Annotated in this window: 19 protein-coding genes; 13 read left to right on the plus strand and 6 right to left on the minus strand. The window is 43.1% G+C overall.

Annotated elements, in window-relative coordinates; genetic code table 11:
• Nucleotides 1–5 precede the first annotated feature (5 nt).
• Both IGJ15_RS01740 and IGJ15_RS01745 read left to right on the plus strand, forming a co-directional pair.
• On the plus strand, nt 6–944 hold the full coding sequence (locus tag IGJ15_RS01740; RefSeq protein WP_005227998.1) for an ABC transporter ATP-binding protein: 939 nt from the start codon (nt 6–8) through the stop codon (nt 942–944).
• 30 nt (nt 945–974) lie between these two features.
• Nucleotides 975–1,973, plus strand: a complete 999-nt coding sequence (locus IGJ15_RS01745; protein WP_010749109.1) for an RNA-guided endonuclease TnpB family protein — start codon at nt 975–977, stop codon at nt 1,971–1,973.
• Nucleotides 1,974–2,118: 145 nt separating this feature from the next.
• On the opposite strand, the gene IGJ15_RS01750 is transcribed toward IGJ15_RS01745, so the two are convergent.
• Nucleotides 2,119–2,949 carry an NUDIX domain-containing protein gene (locus IGJ15_RS01750; protein WP_005228002.1) on the minus strand — a complete coding sequence of 277 codons (831 nt, stop codon included), beginning with the start codon at nt 2,947–2,949 and terminating at the stop codon, nt 2,119–2,121.
• A 50-nt stretch (nt 2,950–2,999) separates the two neighbouring features.
• Nucleotides 3,000–3,275, minus strand: coding sequence for a hypothetical protein (locus IGJ15_RS01755; RefSeq protein ID WP_010749110.1), 276 nt, complete (start codon nt 3,273–3,275; stop codon nt 3,000–3,002).
• A gap of 205 nt (nt 3,276–3,480) precedes the next feature.
• Between IGJ15_RS01755 and IGJ15_RS01760 the strand changes: the two genes are divergently transcribed.
• The 11 genes from IGJ15_RS01760 (at nt 3,481) to IGJ15_RS01810 (ending at nt 19,387) form a co-directional block, all read left to right on the plus strand.
• Nucleotides 3,481–3,969 carry an immunoglobulin-like domain-containing protein gene (locus IGJ15_RS01760; RefSeq protein WP_010749111.1) on the plus strand — a complete coding sequence of 163 codons (489 nt, stop codon included), beginning with the start codon at nt 3,481–3,483 and terminating at the stop codon, nt 3,967–3,969.
• Nucleotides 3,970–4,297: 328 nt separating this feature from the next.
• Complete coding sequence (metG, locus tag IGJ15_RS01765; protein WP_005228005.1) at nt 4,298–6,304, plus strand: methionine--tRNA ligase; 2,007 nt, start codon at nt 4,298–4,300, stop codon at nt 6,302–6,304.
• A 262-nt stretch (nt 6,305–6,566) separates the two neighbouring features.
• Entirely contained in the window at nt 6,567–9,245 is a 2,679-nt protein-coding gene (locus IGJ15_RS01770; protein WP_005228006.1) for a cation-translocating P-type ATPase, read from the plus strand.
• Between the two features lie 171 nt (nt 9,246–9,416).
• Nucleotides 9,417–9,845, plus strand: a complete 429-nt coding sequence (locus IGJ15_RS01775; protein WP_005228008.1) for a hypothetical protein — start codon at nt 9,417–9,419, stop codon at nt 9,843–9,845.
• Nucleotides 9,846–10,340: 495 nt separating this feature from the next.
• Nucleotides 10,341–11,834 carry a ribosomal protection-like ABC-F family protein gene (gene abc-f / locus IGJ15_RS01780; RefSeq protein ID WP_081116890.1) on the plus strand — a complete coding sequence of 498 codons (1,494 nt, stop codon included), beginning with the start codon at nt 10,341–10,343 and terminating at the stop codon, nt 11,832–11,834.
• A 475-nt stretch (nt 11,835–12,309) separates the two neighbouring features.
• On the plus strand, nt 12,310–13,383 hold the full coding sequence (locus IGJ15_RS01785; RefSeq protein WP_005228012.1) for an ABC transporter ATP-binding protein: 1,074 nt from the start codon (nt 12,310–12,312) through the stop codon (nt 13,381–13,383).
• Nucleotides 13,383–14,264: a carbohydrate ABC transporter permease gene (locus tag IGJ15_RS01790; RefSeq protein WP_005228014.1), complete on the plus strand. Its 882-nt coding sequence runs from the start codon at nt 13,383–13,385 to the stop codon at nt 14,262–14,264. The genes IGJ15_RS01785 and IGJ15_RS01790 overlap by 1 nt, the downstream gene beginning before the upstream one ends.
• A 4-nt stretch (nt 14,265–14,268) precedes the next feature.
• On the plus strand, nt 14,269–15,087 hold the full coding sequence (locus IGJ15_RS01795) for a carbohydrate ABC transporter permease (RefSeq protein WP_005228015.1): 819 nt from the start codon (nt 14,269–14,271) through the stop codon (nt 15,085–15,087).
• Nucleotides 15,071–16,363, plus strand: a complete 1,293-nt coding sequence (locus tag IGJ15_RS01800; protein WP_010749113.1) for an MBL fold metallo-hydrolase — start codon at nt 15,071–15,073, stop codon at nt 16,361–16,363. The genes IGJ15_RS01795 and IGJ15_RS01800 overlap by 17 nt, the downstream gene beginning before the upstream one ends.
• A 16-nt stretch (nt 16,364–16,379) precedes the next feature.
• Nucleotides 16,380–17,663: an ABC transporter substrate-binding protein gene (locus tag IGJ15_RS01805; RefSeq protein WP_010749114.1), complete on the plus strand. Its 1,284-nt coding sequence runs from the start codon at nt 16,380–16,382 to the stop codon at nt 17,661–17,663.
• Between the two features lie 176 nt (nt 17,664–17,839).
• Entirely contained in the window at nt 17,840–19,387 is a 1,548-nt protein-coding gene (locus IGJ15_RS01810) for a bifunctional metallophosphatase/5'-nucleotidase (protein ID WP_010749115.1), read from the plus strand.
• Between the two features lie 116 nt (nt 19,388–19,503).
• On the opposite strand, the gene IGJ15_RS01815 is transcribed toward IGJ15_RS01810, so the two are convergent.
• From IGJ15_RS01815 to IGJ15_RS01830, 4 genes are all read right to left on the minus strand, one after another.
• Nucleotides 19,504–21,054: an IS1182 family transposase gene (locus IGJ15_RS01815; RefSeq protein ID WP_034696319.1), complete on the minus strand. Its 1,551-nt coding sequence runs from the start codon at nt 21,052–21,054 to the stop codon at nt 19,504–19,506.
• A 147-nt stretch (nt 21,055–21,201) separates the two neighbouring features.
• On the minus strand, nt 21,202–21,363 hold the full coding sequence (locus IGJ15_RS01820; RefSeq protein ID WP_010749117.1) for a hypothetical protein: 162 nt from the start codon (nt 21,361–21,363) through the stop codon (nt 21,202–21,204).
• 33 nt (nt 21,364–21,396) lie between these two features.
• Nucleotides 21,397–21,747: a hypothetical protein gene (locus IGJ15_RS01825; RefSeq protein WP_005233740.1), complete on the minus strand. Its 351-nt coding sequence runs from the start codon at nt 21,745–21,747 to the stop codon at nt 21,397–21,399.
• Nucleotides 21,748–21,766: 19 nt separating this feature from the next.
• Nucleotides 21,767–22,789 (minus strand): lactonase family protein, encoded by a 1,023-nt coding sequence (locus IGJ15_RS01830; RefSeq protein WP_430599244.1) that lies wholly within the window; start codon nt 22,787–22,789, stop codon nt 21,767–21,769.
• Nucleotides 22,790–22,864 lie beyond the last annotated feature (75 nt).

Here is a 22,864-nt window from a genome sequence, read left to right on the forward strand (position 1 = left end):
AACGGTTGGAAAAAGTTTTACTTGAAGTAAAGAATCTCAAACAATATTTTAACGTTGGCCGCAAAGACGAAGTCAAAGCCGTCGATGATATCTCCTTCCAAATCTATGAAGGAGAAACCTTTGGTCTAGTCGGTGAATCTGGAAGCGGAAAATCGACGACTGGACGGACGGTGATTCGCTTGAATAACCCTACCGGAGGCGAAGTTCTTTTTGATGGACAAGATGTTATGAAAATCAAAGGCAAGAAACCGCTGGCTGATTTTCGCCGGGAAGTTCAAATGGTCTTCCAAGATCCTTATGCTTCCTTGAATCCACGGATGAAAGTTCGGGACATTATTGCCGAAGGGATCGATATCAACGGATTAGCCAAAAATGAAAAAGAACGCAATGATCGGGTGGATGAACTTTTGCGAACGGTCGGACTAAACCCAAGTCACGGGACCCGTTATCCCCATGAATTTTCAGGTGGACAACGTCAGCGGATCGGGATCGCCCGCGCGTTAGCTGTCGATCCAAAATTCATCATCTGTGATGAACCGATCTCGGCATTGGATGTTTCGATCCAAGCCCAAGTCGTCAACTTGCTGCAAGATTTGCAAGAAGAACATAAATTGACGTACTTGTTTATCGCCCATGATTTATCGATGGTCAAACACATCAGCGATCGGATCGGCGTGATGCACAACGGCAAACTGCTAGAAGTAGGCACCAGCGATGAAATCTATCATTACGGGGTCCATCCGTATACTGAAAGTCTTTTATCAGCGATTCCGCTGCCAGATCCTGACCATGAGCGTCAACGCAAGCGGATCAAATACGTCAGCGAACCAAACGATAACCAAGAACGAGCAATGGAAGAGATCGCACCAGGACATTTCGTTTATGCCACGAAAAAAGAAGCCAAGATCTATCAAGAAAAGTTAGCACAAAAAAAGGGGAACTAGCGTCAAAGGTATAGGGAGTGTTAGGAGGAGATGAAACTGGGTGTTTTAAAAGCATACAAATTTCGGATCTATCCTAATGGACAGCAAAAACAGTTTTTCATCGAAACCTTCGGCTGTGTACGTTTTACGTACAATCAACTGCTGGAGGCAAAGATGGAGGAGCTGGCCAACAATGAAGCAAAGCAAGGGTTGACGCCAGCCAAACTAAAAAAGGAGTATCCTTTTTTGAAGGAGACCGATAGTTTGGCATTGGCGAATGCACAACGGAATCTGGACCGAGCGTTTCGAAATTACTTTCAAAAGCGGGCTGGCTTTCCAAAAATGAAAACCAAAAAAAGTATCTGGCAATCGTATACCACCAATAATCAGCAGCACACCATTTATTTTGAAGACGATCAAATCAAGCTGCCAAAGCTTAAAACATTGGTTCCCGTAAAAAAGCATCGGGCGATCAAAGGCAAGATCAAATCGGCAACGATCTCAGCAAAAAACAACGAAGAGTTTTACATCTCGATCCTTTGTTTGGAAGAGATCCCGCCATTGCCGAAGCAGCAAGCCTCTGTCGCTGTTGTTTATGATCCGCAGCAGTTGGTCAAAGCCAACCAGCCGATACCCATAACCTGTGAGCATGCCATCCAAACGAAGCAAAAGCTGACGCGAGCAGAACGCAAACTTCAGGTGAAAGCGACGGCGGTCAAACGGAAGAAAATCCTTTTGACCCAGGCGCGAAATTATCAGAAGCTAAAAGGAAAGGTCGCTCGCCTTTATCGTTTTCACTGCTGTCAAAAGCGGGAATTCATCGATCAAGTCAGCTACCATCTCGTAAAACAGTACGATACGATCTATTTGGAACAAATCGCAGAAGATACGGTTTTAAAAGCTGGTCATTACAGCATCAGTGATTGGCATCAATTCGTTCGCAAAATCCAGTACAAAGCGCAGTGGTACGGCAAAGAACTGCGGTTTGTCACGTTGGATACGCAGGACCAACAGAAGCTAGAACGGCTCTCAGGCGAAATGAGCAGCTGAGCCGCTTGAACTGGAAGGAACGCCAGGGATCGCCTAGGGTATAGAAAAAATCTTTCTGATTTTTGTTTCTAGGAACCACGTTCACTAATTATGATTAACCAGCAACCCCCTGCCAAACTACGGTCTGACAGGGGGTTGTATTTTTTTACATTTTGTCACCTAAAAATGCGTCATTTAAGCGATAGATCTTTGAGGGACGCCCGATGCCGACGGGCTTTTCGCCAACTTCCGTAAAATATTGGAGCATGGATTTTTTGAAGTTGGAATGATCGATCATTTTAAAATCGATCCCTAAAAACTTGGCGAATACTTTACGGGCTTCCGTGATCGTAAAGTCTTTGCCTAACACGAGCAGCACTTGTGGCTCGTGTTCCATCTTGTTGGCAACCCGTTTGAAAGCTTTGAGGATGATCGCGCTGTGGTCAAAAGCCAACGTATCTTTTCCAACAGAGGCGCCAGTCACTAGGTCAAGAATGATCTCGATCTCGCCGCTGGTCAAATAAATTTGATTGGCTTTTCTTTCTAAAGAGAACCAGCGTACTTGGTTCGCATCGTCACCGGCACTTAAGGGTTCTTCACCGATAAAAGCCAAATAGCTGACGGTTATCACCCAACCGCGAGGATCGCGATCTGGGGTGCTGAAGGTATGCAGCTGTTCGATGTTTTGCTTGGAGATGGTGACCCCGATCTCTTCTTGCGTCTCACGGATCACACTTTGCCCCGTCGATTCATTGGGATTGACGAAGCCTCCCGGCAATGCCCAAGAATTACGGAAAGGGTGGCCTTTTCTTTGGATCAGCGCAATTTTTAATTGTTCTTCTTCTTTGTTGTAACACATCAAAACCATATCGACGGTTACGGAAGGTTTCTCGTATTTCGGCTGATCTTGCGCCTGATACCATGTAAGAAACTCTGCTTCTGACGCTTCTTTTTCATAGTAGTGTTTTTCAGCTGATTTTGAGGTAAATTCTTTCATTGGTTTCTCCTGCCTTAGATAAAGTAAGTAGCTGAACGCGACGGTTTTCCTTAACGGAAAAAATAAGGAACGATCAAATTAAGGAAAAATAATGCGAGATAAAGCCAAGAAGATGGCGGGTGTTCTTTGAGTGCTGAATAGCCCCAAAGAGCGATCCAGAGCAAAAAAAGCACACGGAGGACTGCCACCGCTGTTGCAAAGAGCGCAGCATAATCATGGCTATTGAAGTACGCAAACAAAAAGGGGTAACTTGTGGTTGAAAAAAGCAAGTGTCCCACAGAAAGCACAGTTAAAAGCAAAAAATGCTGTTTGTTTTTTCGAGTCATAGCGTTCCTTTCTATAAGTGAAGTCTTCCTCATTATAGCAAAAGAAGCACCTGTTAATCAAAGACCGTCTGCAAGAAGCTTTTTCAGATCCTTTTTCTCAAAAAAAGCAATAAATGACTAGAAATGCTGCTGAAAAGGCACGAAATAGGTATACTAGAGGAAAGAAGGCGAGCCGCAGAGAATTCTTTCGAGAGGGGGAAAAGAGGTGAAGACGATCAAGTTTCTCGTTTTTCTATTACTGTTGTTGATCATTAGTGGCTGTACCGGTTTCCGTCAGCTGCAAGAGCAGCCGACGGATTTGATGGTTGGGCAAAGTGTCAATCGAAGCCCTGCCGATACGTTTATGGGGCCCCCATCCCCTCAACAAGCAACCCTTCGTCTGGAAGTGGAAACCAGCACAGCAACATCCGGACGCTTCAAACTGTACAATCATTCCGATCAGAGGGTGATCTACGACAACTATTTTGCAGTGGATGTTTTCGAGGGGGATGAATGGCGGGAGCTCCTTTTTAAAGAAGACGTGGTTTTTCAAGACATCGGTCATTATGCCTCTGCCCACAGTCAAACAACTTTACTAATCAATTGGTCGAAGTATTTTGGCACCTTGCCGAAAGGAACCTATCGCTTGATCAAAGAAGTGACGATTGAAGAAGAGGGACCACAAACGCTGATGGTAGAATCTATGATCGAATAAGCGCTAGTTGCCGCTTGTAAGACACAAAACGATCAGAAAAAAGAAGCAACTCCCTCACTAGCACCCTTTCTATCTAAGCAAGATTCTTCCCCTAGAACATTGAAGTGAACGGCTATCTGCGCTATGATAACTAGTAGAAAAGAAATGCTCAAATCTGCTGGTTTATTTGCTGCGTGTTAAGGACCAAAACGATTCCTTTGTTCCTTGTAGACCATGGAAAAAGGTCTTAGGTTATCCGCTTTTTTGATTAAAATTATAGCATTTTTGGGTTGCGAACTGTATACTACCTAAGTATACACTTTACTAGTGAAAAGGAGGACTTGCGTCCATGGCTGAAAAAGAAACATTCTATATTACGACGCCAATTTATTATCCAAGCGGCAAGCTGCATATCGGGAATTCTTACACGACGATCGCTTGTGATGCGGTAGCACGATACAAACGATTGATGGGCTTTGATGTCTTTTATTTGACGGGTGTCGATGAGCACGGTCAAAAAATCGAGAAAAAAGCAGAAGAACTTGGCGTAGATCCGCAAGAATACGTCGACAAAATGGCAGCTGACGTCAAGAAACTATGGAACACACTAGACATCAGTTACGATAAATTTATCCGCACAACGGATGATTACCATAAAAAAGCCGTTCAAAAAATCTTCCAGCAATTGCTTGATCAAGGAGATATCTATCTTGGTGAATATGAAGGGTGGTATTCCGTTTCTGATGAAGAATACTTTACTGAAACGCAATTAGCAGAAGTTTACCGAGATGAAGAAGGCAAAGTCATCGGCGGTAAAGCACCAAGCGGTCATGAGGTAGAATTGGTGAAGGAATCTTCTTATTTCTTCCGCATGAGCAAATATGCCGATCGTTTGGTTGAATACTATGATGAGCACCCAGAGTTCATTCAACCAGAATCACGTAAAAATGAAATGCTGAATAATTTCATCAAACCTGGCTTAGAAGACCTGGCTGTTTCCAGAACGACCTTTAAATGGGGTATCCCAGTCACTGCTAGTCCTGAACACGTGGTGTATGTGTGGATCGATGCGTTATCCAACTATATTACGGCATTAGGCTATGGCTCAGACGACGATTCCTTGTTCCAAAAATACTGGCCAGCTGACGTGCATATGGTTGGGAAAGAAATCGTGCGTTTCCATACGATCTATTGGCCAATCATGCTGATGGCATTAGACTTGCCATTACCGAAAAAAATCTTTGGCCATGGCTGGTTGATGATGAAAGACGGCAAGATGTCGAAATCTAAAGGCAATGTCGTTTATCCAGAAATGTTAGTGGAGCGCTACAGCTTAGATGCGTTGCGTTATTACCTCTTACGAGCGGTTCCTTTTGGCAGCGATGGTGTGTTTACACCAGAAGATTTCGTTTCTCGTTTGAACTACGATCTAGCCAATGATTTAGGAAACCTGTTGAATCGGACGATCGCTATGATCAATAAATATTGTGATGGCTTAGTGCCAGATTATGCCTCAAAAGTGACGCCTTTTGATAGCGAGCTGTCAACGACTGCTGCCAATGTTGTTGGTCGTTACCATGAAGCCATGGATAAAATGGAATTCAGTACGGCATTGTCAGAAGTATGGACGTTGATCTCCCGTGCCAACAAATACATTGACGAAACTCAACCATGGGTGTTAGCCAAAGAAGAAGAAAAGCGCGCGGAATTAAACAGTGTAATGGTTCATTTAGCGGAAAGCTTACGCATCGTTGCGATCTTATTGCAACCGGTGATGACAGAAACACCAGCCAATATTTTCCAACAATTAGGATTGGCTTCTGTTGCCATGGATCTGAAAGATTTACGCTTTGGTGAATTTCCAAGCGGCACGAAAGTCGTTGCCAAAGGCACACCGATTTTCCCTCGTTTGGAACTTGAAACAGAAGTAGCCTACATCCAAAAGAAAATGGCTGAAGGGACGCAAAGTCCAGAAGAAACAGTCAAATGGAATCCAGAAGAAACCACATTGCAATCCGAAAAAGCCGAGATCAAATACGAAGACTTCGACAAGATCGAATTAAAAGTGGCAGAAGTCGTTGACTGTCAAAAAGTCAAAGGCGCCGACAAGTTGCTGCAATTCCGCTTAGCTGCGGGAGATGATCAAGATCGTCAAATTTTATCGGGGATCGCTGAATTTTATCCAGAACCGCAAGATTTGATCGGTAAAAAAGTCGTGATCGTTGCTAACTTGAAACCGCGGAAAATGCGGGGACAAGTCAGCCAAGGAATGATCCTTTCAGCAGAAGACAATGACGGTCGTCTGCAAATCGTGGAAGCACCAAAAGGCATGCCAAACGGCTCGATCATCGCCTGATTCTTAGGAGAAATCCTTCTGCTAGTTTCAGCAAAATTAAAATTGCCAGACCTGAAAAGTTTTTGTATAATGTAGGTTATTGACATGAACATGAGGGAGTAATTGGCGGATTTTATCTGCGGCAGTATCACCATCCTGAAAGAAATTTCTGGTGCTGTCTTAAACAGTGAGACTTATGTATGCTTAGACAGTGCATACATAAGTCTATTTTTTTTCATATCATGTACAATAAAGGAAGAGTAAATATAAAAGGAGGAGAAACATGTCAGAAGAAAACAAAAAGGAACAGCTATCGCAGGCGTTTTATGCGCAAGAAGCGCAGCATGTTCTGGAAGAAATGCAAACAGATGCCAATGGATTAACGAACGATGAAGCACAAAAACGCTTATCTGAGTACGGTCCCAACGAATTAGAAGAAGGCAAAAAGAAATCGATGGTACAAAAATTCTTTGAACAATTCAAAGATTTGATGATCATTGTTTTGCTAGCGGCGGCGATTATCTCAGCAGTCGTTTCCCATGAAGTCGTGGACTCAATTATTATTTTAGCAGTTGTCATTATCAACGCGATCATGGGTGTCGTTCAAGAGGCGAAGGCGGAGCAAGCAATCGAAGCACTAAGAGAAATGTCTACACCAAATGCCAATGTGTTGCGTAATGGTCATACCGTCACCATCAAGAGCGATGAATTGGTGCCGGGGGATATTGTCCTATTAGAAGCTGGCGATGTCGTACCGGCAGATTTACGCCTTTTAGAAGCAAGTTCTTTAAAAATTGAAGAAGCTGCTTTGACCGGTGAGTCCGTACCAGTCGAAAAAGAATTGACCGTCATCGAAGGGACGGATGTCGGGATCGGCGATCGCGTCAATATGGCATATTCAAACAGTAATGTGACCTATGGCCGCGGCAAAGGGGTCGTGGTCAATACAGGGATGGGAACTGAAGTTGGGAAAATCGCTGGCATGCTGGCTAGCGCCCAAGAAACCGAAACACCGTTGAAGCGTAACTTAAATGAACTAGGAAAATTCCTGACGATCGCCATCATTATCATTGCAGTGATCATGTTCTTTGTTGGAACGATCTTTAACAATACGTCATGGGTCGACATGCTATTGACGTCGATCTCATTAGCAGTAGCGGCGATCCCAGAAGGGCTGCCAGCGATCGTAACGATCATCTTAGCCTTAGGTACGCAAGTAATGGCGAAACGAAATGCAGTGATCCGTAAATTGCCAGCGGTTGAAACCCTTGGGGCAACCGATATTATCGCTTCTGATAAAACTGGTACGTTGACGTTGAATCAAATGACCGTGGAAAAATTGTATGTCAATGACAAGCAACATGCTGCTTCAGAAGATATTCCGTTAGATAACATGGCATTAAAAGTCATGAACTTTGCCAATGATACAAAATTTGGTGAAGAAGGCAACTTGATCGGTGATCCGACCGAGACCGCATTGGTGCAATTCGGGATGGATCAAGGATTCCATGTGCGTGATCTTGTCAATCAAGAACCACGGGTAGCAGATCTGCCATTTGATTCTGACCGAAAACTTATGAGTACGATCCACCAACAAGAAGACGGTCGCTATTTAGTTGCTGTCAAAGGCGCACCAGATGTCTTGCTAGGCAGAACCTCAAAAGTATTATTGGACGGCCAAGAGCTGCCGATGACCAATGAAGAAAAAGAAAAAATCTTATTCAACAATACCGATATGGCAAAACAAGCACTGCGGGTATTGGGGATGGCCTACAAATATGTAGACCAAGTACCAGAAAACTTAGAATCAGAAATCGTCGAAAATGATTTGGTCTTTGCTGGCTTAGTCGGAATGATCGACCCAGAACGGGCAGAAGCAGCCGATGCGGTACGTTTAGCCAAAGAAGCTGGGATTCGTCCAATCATGATCACCGGAGACCACCGCGATACAGCTGAAGCCATTGCGGGACGTTTAGGGATCATCAAACCGGGCGATGATGATGCCGTCTTGACTGGCGCTGAACTCAATAAAATGAGCGAAGAAGAGTTTGCCCAAAAGGTAGCGAACTACTCAGTCTATGCACGGGTATCACCTGAACATAAAGTTCGGATCGTCAAAGCTTGGCAACAAGAAGGCAAAGTCGTTGCCATGACTGGTGACGGGGTCAACGATGCACCGTCACTGAAGCAAGCCGATATTGGTGTCGGCATGGGGATCACAGGTACCGAAGTTTCTAAAGGTGCTTCCGATATGGTCCTAGCAGATGACAACTTCGCTACGATCGTCGTAGCAGTGGAAGAAGGACGAAAAGTCTTCTCCAATATTCAAAAAGCGATTCAATACTTGCTAGCCGCTAACCTAGGGGAAGTTTTGACCTTGTTCTTAGCAACCTTGTGGGGTTGGGACTCGCTATTGCCGATCCACTTGCTTTGGATCAACCTAGTAACGGATACATTCCCAGCAATTGCTTTAGGAATGGAGCCTGCTGAAAAAGATCTAATGAAACATGCACCGCGGGGACGCAGTTCCAACTTCTTCTCTGGTGGTGTGATGAGCAGTATCATCTACCAAGGGATCTTAGAAGCGGCAACCGTGCTGTTCGTTTATTGGTCAGCGATCCAATGGCCCGTTCACAATACGTACGATGCGATCCATGCCGATGCCTTAACGATGGCCTTTGCCACGTTAGGATTGATGCAGTTGTTCCATGCCTTCAACGTCAAATCGATCCATCAGTCGCTCTTTAAAGTAGGGGCATTTAGAAACAAAGCCTTCAACTGGGCGATCCTGTTGTCCTTTGCGTTGATGCTGGTGATCTTCATCGTGCCAGGATTAAATGATATCTTCCGTGTTGCACACCTTGACTTGTATCAATGGGGCATCGTTTTAGGGGCCTCCTTTGCGATCATTCCAGTCGTTGAGATCGTCAAAGCGATCCAACGAGCAATGGGACGCAAATAAGCCAAAAATAAACGGAAAAACAATCAATGGTCTGCTGTCCTTCTCTCTGGGCAGCAGGCCTTTTTTTGCTGGCTTATTTTCGATAAACCCTGCGGCTGTTACTTGACCTTTTCATTTGCAGTAAGAAACGGTAAAATAGGAGATAATAACAAAGAAAGTAGGGGACCCACTGTGCGACCAAACTTAGGTTTTTATGTACAAACAATCAACGATCTTGTCAAAGAAACAGAAGCGATCGGGGAGAAAATGAATCCCAATTATGAAGAGATCCGCAAAGCGATCGACGAGAAGAAAGAAGCCGAGGTAACACCTGAGCGGCTAGCTGAGATTACCAGAATTTTTAAAGAAGGCACGGACAAATACCGCTTGATGCTGGAAAAAATCAGCAAATTACGTCCCCCAGCGAATGTGATGGGGATCCATAAAAAATTCGAGCGGGCGTATATGAAATATGTTGCTGGCTGTGATGAGATGATTTTGAGTCTCGATAACAAAATCGACCAAGAAGCCTTTGATGCGGCAGAAGCCAAGCAAGATGAAGCAACCGACGAAATTTCTTTTGCCATTCAACGGATGACGGCTTTATTGTTAAAAAAATGATAAACATTCAAGTTAAACAAGAGTTATTTAATTTAACTGTTATGTTTTTCACATGTAAAGTTTTTTTATCGGAGGTATAATGAATTCACAACCAACAACCTTTTTATTTTTCATTTTACTCCTTTTGCCATCAGGACTAACCAACCTGATGGTTTTTTTGTGTTTCAAGTGTTTTTTAATGAAACGTTTCCAGCAATAACGGGTTTAGTTTGTGAATAAAATATAAAGGAAAAGCAGCAGGGGGTACTGAACTTGCGCTTTTTTGCCGATCAATGCTATACTTAGGGCACTATTAAACGAAATGAGGGATCCTCCATTGAAAAATTAACCAATTTGTTGAAAGCTGCATGAAACTGTTCCTCCAAGGGGATAGTCTGCAGATTTTCAGGATTGGTTGACTTTTTCGATGGGGGATCTTTTTGTGTACCTCTAAAAACTGATTCTGAAAATAGCTTTAGGTCTACTCTATTCCGTGAATAGAGACGAGGTATATTTATGTCGAATATCAGTATTAATCATTTAACTTTTGGCTTTGACAGCCAGGAACGGTTGCTTTTTGAGGATGCCAACTTGAACCTTGATACACAATGGAAATTAGGGTTGATTGGTAGAAATGGTCGCGGCAAAACGACCTTGCTGCGTCTGCTGCTCAATGAATTGCCTTATAGCGGCTCGATCACCCATGAGCAGCAATTCGTTTATTTTCCCTTACCTGTCGCTGACGATAAGCAACTGACGCTTTTTGTTTTACAGGAATCTGGCGAATTTGAGCAGTGGCGTTTGGAACGGGAATTGAACCTGCTGCAGCTTGATCCAGAAGTTCTTTGGCGGCCCTTTGCCACTTTATCTGGCGGCGAGCAAACGAAAGTCCTGTTGGCGCGGTTGTTCGTTGATGAAGAGAATTTTCCTTTGATCGATGAACCAACCAACCATTTGGATGTGACCGCTCGCGAACATGTTGCCCGCTATTTGCAGCAAAAAACCGGGTTTATCGTTGTGAGCCATGATCGACAGTTTGTCGATGAAGTCGTCGATCATGTATTGGCGATCGAAAAAAGCCGCTTGGTGCTGTACAAAGGGAATTATTCAGTCTATGAGCTGCAAAAGCAGCAAAAAGATGCGTATGAGCAAGAACAAAACAGCAAGTTGAAAAAAGAAATCGGTCGTTTGAAGCAGACGGCAGCCGAGAAAGCGGAGTGGTCCCGAGGACGCGAACGGGACAAATTAGGGTCGCCGACCAAAAAAGGCAGCGGGGCAATCTATGATACGGGGGCGATCGGTGCCCGAGCGGCACGGACCATGAAGCGCTCGAAAGCGATCGTTAAACGGATGGAAGATCAAATTCAAGACAAGTCTGCGTTGTTAAAAGACATTGAGTGGATTGATCCTCTGAAAATGACTCCGCTTGTTAGCCATCATGATGTGTTGCTGGAAGCAGAGCATTTTCAGCTTGGCTATGAGCAGCCTTTGTTTAAACCGCTGACGTTTGCGATCCGTCAAAAAGAGCGCTTGGGGATTCAAGGGGCCAACGGATCTGGCAAGTCCAGTTTGATTGCGAGTATTTTAGGTACTTTCGATGGACAGCAGACTGGGACGATCAAAACAGCCCATGGGATCACCATCAGTTATGTCCGACAAAACTACGAGGACAACTGTGGGATGCTGACAGAATTTGCCCAAGAGCATGGCTTGAATTATCAAGATCTGCTAAATAACTTAAAAAAGCTTGGCTTGGAAAGAGCTGTCTTTCAAACGCCGATCCAGCAAATGAGCATGGGGCAGCGTAAACGCGTGGAACTAGCCAAATCATTAGCGACACCAGCAGAATTGTTTATCTGGGATGAACCGCTAAATTATTTGGACGTCTTCAATCAGAAGCAATTAGAGGAAGTGATCCATTTGGTGGAGCCTTCTATGCTAATCATTGAACACGACCGTTATTTTCTTGAGCAAGTTTCAACGAAATTGCTGACGCTGACGGGTGACTGAGGCGAAGGATAGAATGAAAAAGGATGATTGTTTTTTAAATAATCATCCTTTTTTTTGTTATTTTAAAAGAAGAAATACTGATGGTCTTAGTAAACAATTACTAAACGTGCTTTTGGACAAAAAGTCGCGTAAAAATAGTGTTAACATCAATGGATACTAAAGGATTGATAATTTTTACCCGTTTTTCATGAAAATTTTCTAAAAACGTTAAAATGTTCGTGTTTACTGGCTAGAAACTGCGTTGTTTGGCTCATTGTTTTCTCATTAAAAGGTAAATTAATTAAAAATTCTTTCATAATTCCCAATGATTTTTACAAAACATTTACAATAATGGTATCGAATAAAAACATTCGTTTGTTATGATTAAAATCGAATTTCTTTGAGCGTTTGACCGAAACATCAAGAGTTCGTTTTTTTTGTGACTTGAAATGCCAGTCAACTATTCGGAGGAAAAAGAGAAAATGGAGGGGCAGTTTTGATAGAAGTAGTCGGGTTGAAGAAGGTTTTCGATAATAAGTTTGAAGCCTTGAAAGCAGTAGATTTTACAATAGAAAAAGGCGATTTGGTTTGTTTGTTGGGACCAAGTGGTTGTGGGAAATCGACGATATTGAATTTGATCGCGGGGTTGTTGAGTCCCACCGATGGTGATATCCGCTTTAATGGTTCTTCCGTTGTTAAGACCGAGCCAAAAGACCGCAATATCGGGTTTGTTTTTCAGAATTATGCCCTTTATCCCCATATGACTGTTTTAGAAAATGTCATGTTTCCACTGACAGTCGGAGAGAAAAAGATCAAGAAAAACGAAGCACAGAAAATTGCTGAAAAGTTCATGAAACTGACCAATATTGAAGAGTTAAGTCAGAAAAAACCAGGAACCCTTTCTGGGGGACAGCAGCAACGGGTAGCGATCACGCGTGCCTTGGTGCAAAGTCCAGAAGTCTTACTACTGGATGAACCATTAAGTAACTTAGATGCCCGTTTGCGCTTGAAGATCCGTGAAGAGATCCGTCGGTTAGTCAAAGAAGTGGGCATCACCACGATCTTCGTGACCCATGACCAAGAAGAAGCTCTTTCTATCAGTGATAAGATCATCTTGATGAACGAGGGGATCATTCAACAAAATGATGATCCGCAAAATCTTTACTTAGAACCAAACAATCTTTTTGTAGCGAAATTCATCGGTAATCCAATCATCAACATCTTGCCAGTAGAAGTCAAAGATGGCCAAATGATCCATCCTGCCTTCACTGTACCAGTTGACCGTTTTACTGACCTTCGCTTCAAGAAACCATTAACAGACGGCCAATACACGTTAGGCATTCGTCCAGAAGATGTGCTGACCACCTTGCAAGCAGGTTTGTTCCAAACGGAAGTCAAGAGTGTGGAGCTGATCGGACGAGAACGAATCTTGAACTTTGATCTGGCTGACAAACATATGAAATCGATCGTTAGTATTGAAGAAATCATTGAAGAAGGCGCGCAAGTGTCATTTGATTTTCATTACAAAAAAGCCTTTATCTTTGATGAAAAAGGAGAGCGGGTCTACTAATGTTCAAAAAAAATTATAACCCTGAGAACCAACCGAAAGCATGGCTGTTTTTACTGCCTTCATTGGTCATTATTTTCTTATTCAGTGTATATCCGCTGTTTCGTTCCTTCATCATGAGTTTCCAAAAAGGAACCTTGATTAACCAACAGTATGCTGGGCTTGAGAACTATCAAAGGGTTTTAACGGACCCAGTCTTCTTTCGAGCACTGCAAAATACGGCGCTCTTTGCTTTTGCGGTCGTACCGATCGCGTTGATCCTTTCTTTAGCGATTGCGTGGATCATTTTTGAAAAAGTCAAATACAAAAGTTTTTTTGAAACGATCTTTTTTATGCCTTATGTCACGAGTACGATTGCCATCGGGATCGTGTTTCGCTACTTTTTCAATGGCTCTTACGGGATCATCAACTATTTGTTGAGTCTTGTCGGCATTCCACCAGTCAACTGGCTGGATAATGTCAATATGAGTATGACGACCTTGATCATCTTTGGCGTTTGGACGAGCCTCGCCTTCAACATTATTATCTTGTTGGCAGGAATGCGCAACATCGACAAAGAACACTACAAAATCGCAAAAATGTTTGGCGCCACCGATGGCGAGATTTTTCGGAAAATCACCTTTCCGCAGTTGATCCCGACTTTTGCCTTCTTGTTAACGGTCAATCTGATCAGTGCCTTTAAAGTCTATACTCAAGTATATGCCTTGTTTGGCGGACAGCCAGGGATCGCCCGCAGTGCAACCACGGCAGTCTTTTATATTTATGACAAATTCCATATCGCCGGACGTCCGGGGATTGCAATGGCGGCAACCGTGATCTTGTTCATCATTATTTTGCTCGTCACCTTTATCCAAAATAAACTTTTGAAGAAAGTGGGCGAATAAACGAATGAAAAAAATTGTCACGATTGTTTCGATGCTGTTTTTAGCAATTTTAGCAGTGATCACGCTGTTTCCCTTTGTCTATATGATTTTAGCTGGTCTAATGACCTACAGTGAAGCAACCAGTATTCCACCGACGATCATGCCAGAGTCTTTCCAGTGGAGCAACTACGGGGAAGTTTTTACCCGAGCACCGTTTTTACGCTACTTCTTTAATACGGTCTTCGTTTCCGCGGTGACGACTATCGCGACGCTGATCACTGCGATTCTAGCTGCCTTTGCATTGACTAGTCTTGAATTCAAATACAAACGGTTAGTTATCGGATTGATGATCTCGTTATTGATGGTTCCTTATGAATCGATCATTTTCACCAATTACAATACGATTGCGCGAATGGGCTTATTGAATACGTATAGTGCGTTGATCATTCCCTTTCTGACCAGTATTTTTTACATCTATTATTTAAACGGTTATTTACAAAGTATTTCTAATACCTTTTATAAGGCAGCCAAAATTGACGGTGCCAGCGACCTAGCTTATATCCGCCGAATTTTGATCCCCATGTCTAAACCAGCCTTGGTGACAGTCGGGATTCTGACGTTCATCTCTAGCTGGAATTCTTTCTTATGGCCGTTGTTAGTGACGAATGAGAAAAAATACCGTCTCTTAAATAATGGATTGGCTGCCTTTACCACAGAAAGCGGCAGCGATGTTCATTTACAGATGGCGGCAGCGACCTTGACCGTCATTCCAATTCTGATCATTTACTTGATCTTTAGAAAAGAAATTATCAAAGGAGTGGCTAAAGATGGCATCAAAGGATAAAACGACGATTACCTTTCATAGCGGGATCTTAACGATTGGAGGGACCGTCATCGAAGTTGCGTACAAAGATGCCCATATCTTTTTTGACTTCGGTTCGGAGTATCATCCAGAAACACCCTTACCAGATGAAGAATTACAAACGTTAGTTGCGCATCGCTGGATACCAGAACTGAAAAATGTCTACGATCCACGCTTAGATTACACGTACCAAGGAAGCGAAACGAAAGAATACCAAGAAACAGCAGTTTTTCTTTCCCACGCCCATCTGGATCATTCCAAGATGATCAACTTTTTAGACCCAAATATTCCTATGTACACCTTGAAGGAAACCAAAGCGATCCTCGAAGTGTTGAATCAAAAAGGGGACTTCTTGCTGCCCGTTCCTCATGAAGAAAAAAGCTTTGTCCGTGAATTGATCGGCTTAGAACCTCATGATGTGATTCGGGTCGGGGAAATCGAAGTCGAGATCATTCCAGTTGATCATGATGCGTACGGTGCGGCAGCTTTGTTGATTCGCACGCCAGATCATTTTATCGCTTATACCGGTGATTTGCGTTTGCATGGCTATCATCCAGAGCGTACCAAAGAATTCTGTCAGTTAGCCAAACACACGGATTTATTGATGATGGAAGGGGTCAGCATCAGCTTTCCAGAAAGAGAACCGGACCCCAAAGTGATCACAGTGGAAAGTGAAACAGAATTGATCGAGACCTTCGTGCGTTTGGTCAAAGAAAATCCCCAACGACAAATTACCTTCAATGGCTATCCAGCCAATGTCGAGCGCTTTATGGCGCTTGTTGAAGCCGCGCCGCGGACGGTTGTTTTAGAGGCGACGCAAGCTGCTTTGTTGAAAGAAATTTTCAATAAAGATGTACCGTTCTATACGATCGATGATCAAGTACCAGCGACTCTCGATCCAGCCTTCGCCATTTCTTATCAGGCATTATGTGCCGACACGAGCCAGTACCTTTGGCAAGCAGTCGCGCATTTTGAAAACTTGCAGACGGGTGGTTTGTATATTCACAGTGATGCGCAGCCGTTAGGCGATTTTGATCCAGCTTATCAAGTCTTTTTGGATCAATTGGCAGCACTGGAGATCGAATTTGTCCGTTTGCCAAACTCGGGACATGCGAAACCAGCTGATTTAGATCAGATCATTGCATGGATCGAGCCCCAACGATTGGTTCCAATCCATACGCTGAAACCAGAAAATCTGGTGAATCCGTATGGTGAAAGAATATTGCCGCAACGCGGTGAAAAAATTATTTTAGAGTGATAGAGGAGAGGAAAAAATGAAAACAAAGAAACTTGCATTTGCAGCAGCTGCAGCCGCGACATTGGTATTAGGGGCTTGTGGAAACAACAACGATTCATCTGGTTCTACGGAAAGTGATGAAATCGTTACAGAACTAAGCGAAGATACGACTGTCACCTTTTGGCATGCAATGAATGGTGCGCAAGAAGAATCATTGACGAAATTGACCGAGCAATTCATGGACGAAAATCCAAACATCAAGATCGAATTGCAGAACCAATCAAGCTATCCTGATTTGCAAGCAAAGGTGAATTCAACCTTGCCTTCACCAAAAGATCTGCCAACTATCACCCAAGCATATCCTGGTTGGTTATGGAATGCTGCCCAAGATGACATGCTAGTTGACCTTGGCGAATACATCAACGATGATACTATCGGTTGGGGTGACCAAGAAGAGATCCGCAGTGCCCTTTTAGATGGTGCACAAATCGACGGCGTGCAATACGGGATTCCTTTCAACAAATCTACAGAAATGCTGTTTTACAATGCAGACATGTTAGACGAGTATGGTATTGACGTACCAACAAACCTGGAAGAATTAAAAGAAGCTTCTCAAGAAATCTACGAAAAATCAAACGGTGAAGTCGTAGGTGCTGGTTTTGACTCATTAAACAACTACTATGCCATCGCAATGAAAAATCAAGGCGTTGATTTTGACAAAGACTTGCAACTAGACAGCGATGAATCAAAAGATGTCATCAACTACTACCTAGATGGTGTCAAAGACGGCTACTTCCGAATCGCTGGTTCTGACAAATACTTGTCTGGTCCATTTGCCAACGAGCAAATCGCAATGTATGTCGGCTCAATCGCAGGGGAAGGCTTTGTTAAAAAAGATACCGAAGGCAAATTTGAATATGACGTAGCAGCTCGTCCAGAACCAATCAACTTGCAACAAGGAACTGACTTGTATATGTTCAACAGCGCAACACCAGAGCAACGCACTGCTGCTTTTGAATACATGAAATACTTAACTTTGCCAGAAGCGCAAAAAACATGGGCGATCGATACCGGCTACATGCCAGTTGTTGAATCTGTTTTGGAAAGCGATGAATACAAAAACAATCCTGAAACAAAAGTCGCTGCCAAATTAGAAGATGCAACCAAAGAATTGTTCTCGATCCCAGTGATTGAAAATGCTGATCCTGCTTACAATGAAATGCGTTCAATCATGGAAAACATTTTGTCTAATACAGATCAAGATGTCGATCAATTGATTGAAAACGCAAAACCACAATTAGAAGATGCTTGGAACCAATAATTCTGAATTTCTTCGTCAAACTAGGGTATAATCAGGGAAACACCTGAGAATGAAAGACAAAAGGGTTTGTGCCATAAGATTTGAAGACACAAGAAAGCAGAAAATGCTGGCTTTCGAGGGTTTTCGACTTATGCGCATGCCCTTTTGGTCTATTGAGGGGAAAAGGAGTCTTTTGAATGAAAATCACGTTTTTAGAAACGAGCGATATGCATGGCTATGTTTATCCAACCAATTTTGCCGATGACACGGAACAAGGATTCGGCGTGGCAAAAGTTGCTACCAAAATGAAAGAGCTACGTCAAGCAGCCACCGGACCGGTCGTAACGATCGAAAATGGCGACTTTATCCAAGGCTCGCCCTTAAGCTATTACATCGCCAAAAGTCAGCACTCCGTTGCCGCATTGACCGCTGTCGTCAACCACCTAGACGTTGATGTCCATGTCTTAGGCAATCATGAGTTCAACTACGGTCTGCCTTATTTGCAAGAAGCGATCGCCAGCTACCAAACACCAGTACTCGCAGCGAATATTTTAAATGAAGCGGGAGAACCATTCTTTGGCCAAGCTTACACCATCATTGAAAAAGAAGGGGTAAAGATCGCGATCTTAGGAATGGTGACGCCATATATTCCTCATTGGGAACAGCCTGCGACGATTCGCGGGATGCAGTTTGTCAGCATCGTTGAGACAGCGAAAAACTATGTGCCTTACTTAAGAGAAAAAGCCGATATCGTTGTCGTCAGTTACCATGGCGGTTTCGAGCGTGATTTAGTCACTGGAGAACCGACCGAATTATTGACTGGTGAAAATGAGGGCTATCAATTATTGCAGGAAGTCTCAGGAATCGATGCGTTCTTCACAGGACACCAGCACCGTGAGATCGCCACAAAAATCAATGGTGTCCCCGTTGTACAGCCCGGTTATCGTGGAAGCTTTATCGGCGCCATCGAATTGACGGTTGAAAAAAATCAGACAGGGGTTCATGTCACAAACAGTACGGCTGCGTTGATCCCTGTTGCAGATGCTGTCCCAGATCAAGAGACGTTGGCTTTGTTAGCACCCATCGAAGAAGAATTACAAACCTGGCTAGATCAGCCGTTAGGCAAAGTCAGTGGGGATATGCGAATCACCGATCCGATGGGGGCACGCTTGAAAGAGCACCCTTATATTGAATTTATCAATCGTGTTCAGATGGCTGCCAGCGGCGCCAAAATTTCTGGTACTGCTCTTTTCAACAATGAGGGCAAAGGCTTTGGCGCAACCATCACGATGCGAGATGTGATCACTAATTATATTTACCCAAATACGTTAGCTGTAGTCAAAATAACAGGTGCCGAATTAAAAGCCGCTTTAGAACAAACGGCGGATTATTTAGCCGTTGTTGACGGTCAGATCATCTTCAATCCTGCTTTTATTGAGCCAAAGCCGCAATATTATAACTACGATATGTATGAAGGCATCGAGTATACGATCGATCTTAGTCAACCCGTCGGTCAGCGAATCACCCGCTTGGACTTTGAAGAAAAAGCCATTGCGATGGATCAAGAATTAGAGATCGTCATTAACCAATACCGTGCAGTAGGTGGCGGCAACTACGCCATGTTTTCTGCCGAAAAAATCGTTCGTGAGATTCAAGTCGATATGACGGAACTGATTGCTGACTATTTAAAACAGCATCCTCAAATCGAAGCTACGACGAATCAAAACTTTCTAGTGACGTTATAACAGTAAAACGGGGGCGTGACATAAGTTAACTAGTTACGCTCTCCAAAATATAAGGAGCACTCGAAAATCATGTGATTTTTCGAGTGCTCCTTGTTTTTTTATTCATTTTGGGTAGTTCAAGTACCTATTTTTGTCAATTTCATCATATTGATTGCCGTAATGAGTAAACCCGTCTGTTTTCTGACTTTTTCTAAGCCCCTAACCGTGTATCGAGTGAAACCCAAACAAGCCTTCATAAATCCGAAGACTGTTTCCACGTCGATCTTTCTCCGACCATATATTTTTTGAATTTCAGGCGTTGATAAGCGCTCTTTTTGTTTTTCTTTATGGTATTCCCAAGACGGATTTACAGTGATCTTTCTGCGATTCCCCTTTGGGGTTAAGGCTTCAGGAATGAGCGCTTGGTTCGCATCCGTTTTTTCTGCTTGATATTCTTTAAAATCTCGGACAAAGCCATCCGCATCTGTTCGTTGACGGTAAGCATGAAAATTGAATCGTACCCCTTTGGGGTCGATGTAAAAGTCTTCCTTAGGCTCATAATCCCAATTCATTACTTTCCGATCATCTGTCTGCCATTTCTTGCTTTGTTCTTTAAACATCGTTCCATAAGGAATCAGTGCAGTATGTTGGGGAAGTTCATCTTCTATATAGCGGTAATTGCTTTCTGAACCATAGCCTGCATCGGCGACCAAATAATGAGGGGACTTTTGTGCAATCTTCATCTTTTCCAGTAATGGTTTTAGTGTCTTAGTGTCTGTTGGGTTTTGAAAGACATCGTAGCCGAGTACAAATTGATTACAAGTAGCGATTTGCAGGTTATACGCAGGCTTAAGTTGTCCATTTTTCATAGGGTCTTCTTTTAGGCGCATGAATGTCGCATCATGATCAGTTTTTGAATAACTGTTTCTTGTCCCATAAGTAGAAAACTGCGTTTGATGTTCCAGAACTTTTTCTCGTTTTGTATTTAATTTGCGTACTTGGCTTTTCAACGTTCGTCGTTGTTGTTTCGCTGGATTTGGCGAAAGACGTTTCGTTGCCTCAACTTCTTTTTCTAGTTCTTCCAGACGTAGTTCCATCCGTGTTAACAGTTCATCTATCATGTCTACTGTCAAGGTCGTCCCTTCGGGAATCTGTTTCAGGGCATACGCTTCTCTTAGTTCCGTCATCATAGTAAGCAGTTTTTCGCGATTCATTTGATCGAATCGGATCGTGTTTTTCTTCCAGACAAAGCTGTACTTATTCGCATCTGCCAAGATTTTTGTACCGTCAATAAACAACGCATCATCAATCAGATTCCGTGCACGCAGATACTCTGTCAACTGATCTAAGCCTTTATTGGTCAACTCCTGCACATCGTTAGATACACAAAAACGGGCGATCGTTCGATAAGTCGGAACCCGTTCTTGCGTCAACCAGCGAGCATAGAGGTTTTCTTCAGCTAAGCGTTCAATCTTGCGACTTGTAAAGGTTTCTCGCGTATACGCAAAAAGAACCAACTTCAACATGGCACCTAAATCATATTCTCTTGGTCGACCAAAAAGATAGGGGTCATTAATCTGAAGCGCTTCAACCAGTTCATGGATAAAAACGGCGACATGATTTTCTTTTGGAGAAAATGAAGTAGATAGATCCAAAGTGAGTTGATTCATGTTATAATTAGTATACATTTTGTTTAGTCCTTTCAGGATTAAATGATGGGGCATTGGCGGCAACCGGTGCTCCTTTTTATTTTACCCAAAAAACCGCAAGAAATGAACGATTTCTCGTCATTTCTTGCGGTTTTCTTCTATGGACTTATGTCACAGTCCCGTTTCTTAATTTTCTACATTGCGTACATAGTCATCAAAGTATTTTACCAAATCCGCTTTGACTTGTTGATAGTCTTCTTCGGAATAGGCTTTGTCTTCTAGTTTTGCTTCGAAAAACGGCATGGCCAATTCTTCTCGTAAACGATCCAACACTTGTTCTTGGTTCATAACGTCACCTTTTTCACATTTGATTTGATTTCATCATAACAAATGAAATGAGGCTGTCAATGCTTCGTAAGTGTCTTTCATTTTTTCTAAACGATTTTTTAAAGAAACAAAATCATCGTCATCATGAAAAAGGACTTGTTTTAATTCAAAATAATAGATCTCAAAAGCATCAAAGAAAGCAATGACTTCCGCTGTTTGCAGCTCTTTGGCAGTATCGCAGCGAATATAGGCTTTTTCAGCGATCGCATACGTTTCTGCAGTCGTTAATAGGACCAATGATTCATTGTATTTGCGGCTCGTCACTAGTTCAAAGGTTGATTGACATTTATTGTAGATATTAGAAAAATCTTTGAGCACAAGTTCCTTTGGTGTTTTATCAAACATGGGGGAATCCTCCAAAACTTTATTTTTTGAATAAGACGCAGACACATTCCGGTGCGTAGATGTCTTTTTCTAAGACAGTCAATTTGCCAGTGGCTTCATCGCGTTTGTATAACGTTAGGTTATCAGAATTTTGGTTGGCACAAACGAGATAATCGTTTGTCGGGTCCAAATCGAAGTCGCGAGGGAAGTCGCCTTCAGTCGAGATTGATTGAACAAAAGTCAGGCCAGCGCCTTCATCGGTTACTTCAAAAACAGCGATTGAATTATGGCCGCGATTTGAGCTGTAAACAAAACGGCCATCGTTCGAGATACGTACCGCAGCGCCACTGTTGAAATCCGTAAAGTCTGCAGGGATCGTTGGCACCTTTTGGATATTCTCAAAACTGCCATCTGCTTCATTGTAGCGTAAAACAGTCAATGAGCTGTCTAATTCGCCCACTAAGTAAGCGTATTGGTTAGTTGGATGGAAGACCAAGTGACGTGGGCCAGTTCCGTCTTCTGCCACGTAAACGGCAACTTCTGTCAGTTTGCCATCTTCTGAAATATCATAAGTATAGACACGGTCCGTTCCAAGGTCACAAACTGCTAAACGTTGGTCTGGTGTTAAGTCAGTATAGTGGACATGAGGTTTGTCTTGGTTTTCATGAGAGCCGACGGGTTCATCATGGTAGATGCTGTCCGTTGCTTCGATGCTGCCATCCTCTAGAATTTTATAAACATTCACTTCACCTTTATGGTAGTTGGCACCATATAAAAGCTGACGGGTTTCATCAACTGCTACATAGCAAAGTGGTGTGCCTTCTTCCGTTGCGGTATTCAGCAAGGTAAAGTCTGGGGTATAAGCAGCTGCGCCGCCGTTGCCATCTACTTCTGTGACGCTGTAAACTGCTTCTTTTTTACTGCGGGCAAGATAAGTCGGACTTTTTTCTTCCGCGCATAAGGTCAAATCGGTCAGTGTTCCTTTTTCCGTATCTAAAGCGATCGAATAGATCCCTTTACTTTCGCGACGAGTGTACGTACCTAAATAAATCGTTTGCAACATAAAAAAACCTCCTAATAGTTTCATTCCTATTTAATTCTACCATAGAATGCGGTTTTGGGCGGGTAGAAAAACTCT

It is taken from the genome of Enterococcus sp. AZ079 (assembly GCF_050547255.1).
GTDB lineage: Bacteria > Bacillota > Bacilli > Lactobacillales > Enterococcaceae > Enterococcus_D > Enterococcus_D casseliflavus.

Excerpts from the sequence above, each read along its gene's own strand:
- IGJ15_RS01745 (WP_010749109.1), top strand. The coding sequence starts at position 975 with ATGAAACTGGGTGTTTTAAAAGCATACAAATTTCGGATCTATCCTAAT.
- IGJ15_RS01750 (WP_005228002.1), bottom strand. The coding sequence starts at position 2,949 with ATGAAAGAATTTACCTCAAAATCAGCTGAAAAACACTACTATGAAAAA.
- IGJ15_RS01755 (WP_010749110.1), bottom strand. The coding sequence starts at position 3,275 with ATGACTCGAAAAAACAAACAGCATTTTTTGCTTTTAACTGTGCTTTCT.
- metG (WP_005228005.1), top strand. The coding sequence starts at position 4,298 with ATGGCTGAAAAAGAAACATTCTATATTACGACGCCAATTTATTATCCA.
- IGJ15_RS01770 (WP_005228006.1), top strand. The coding sequence starts at position 6,567 with ATGTCAGAAGAAAACAAAAAGGAACAGCTATCGCAGGCGTTTTATGCG.
- abc-f (WP_081116890.1), top strand. The coding sequence starts at position 10,341 with ATGTCGAATATCAGTATTAATCATTTAACTTTTGGCTTTGACAGCCAG.
- IGJ15_RS01790 (WP_005228014.1), top strand. The coding sequence starts at position 13,383 with ATGTTCAAAAAAAATTATAACCCTGAGAACCAACCGAAAGCATGGCTG.
- IGJ15_RS01795 (WP_005228015.1), top strand. The coding sequence starts at position 14,269 with ATGAAAAAAATTGTCACGATTGTTTCGATGCTGTTTTTAGCAATTTTA.
- IGJ15_RS01800 (WP_010749113.1), top strand. The coding sequence starts at position 15,071 with ATGGCATCAAAGGATAAAACGACGATTACCTTTCATAGCGGGATCTTA.
- IGJ15_RS01805 (WP_010749114.1), top strand. The coding sequence starts at position 16,380 with ATGAAAACAAAGAAACTTGCATTTGCAGCAGCTGCAGCCGCGACATTG.
- IGJ15_RS01810 (WP_010749115.1), top strand. The coding sequence starts at position 17,840 with ATGAAAATCACGTTTTTAGAAACGAGCGATATGCATGGCTATGTTTAT.
- IGJ15_RS01815 (WP_034696319.1), bottom strand. The coding sequence starts at position 21,054 with ATGTATACTAATTATAACATGAATCAACTCACTTTGGATCTATCTACT.
- IGJ15_RS01820 (WP_010749117.1), bottom strand. The coding sequence starts at position 21,363 with ATGAACCAAGAACAAGTGTTGGATCGTTTACGAGAAGAATTGGCCATG.
- IGJ15_RS01825 (WP_005233740.1), bottom strand. The coding sequence starts at position 21,747 with ATGTTTGATAAAACACCAAAGGAACTTGTGCTCAAAGATTTTTCTAAT.
- IGJ15_RS01830 (WP_430599244.1), bottom strand. The coding sequence starts at position 22,789 with ATGTTGCAAACGATTTATTTAGGTACGTACACTCGTCGCGAAAGTAAA.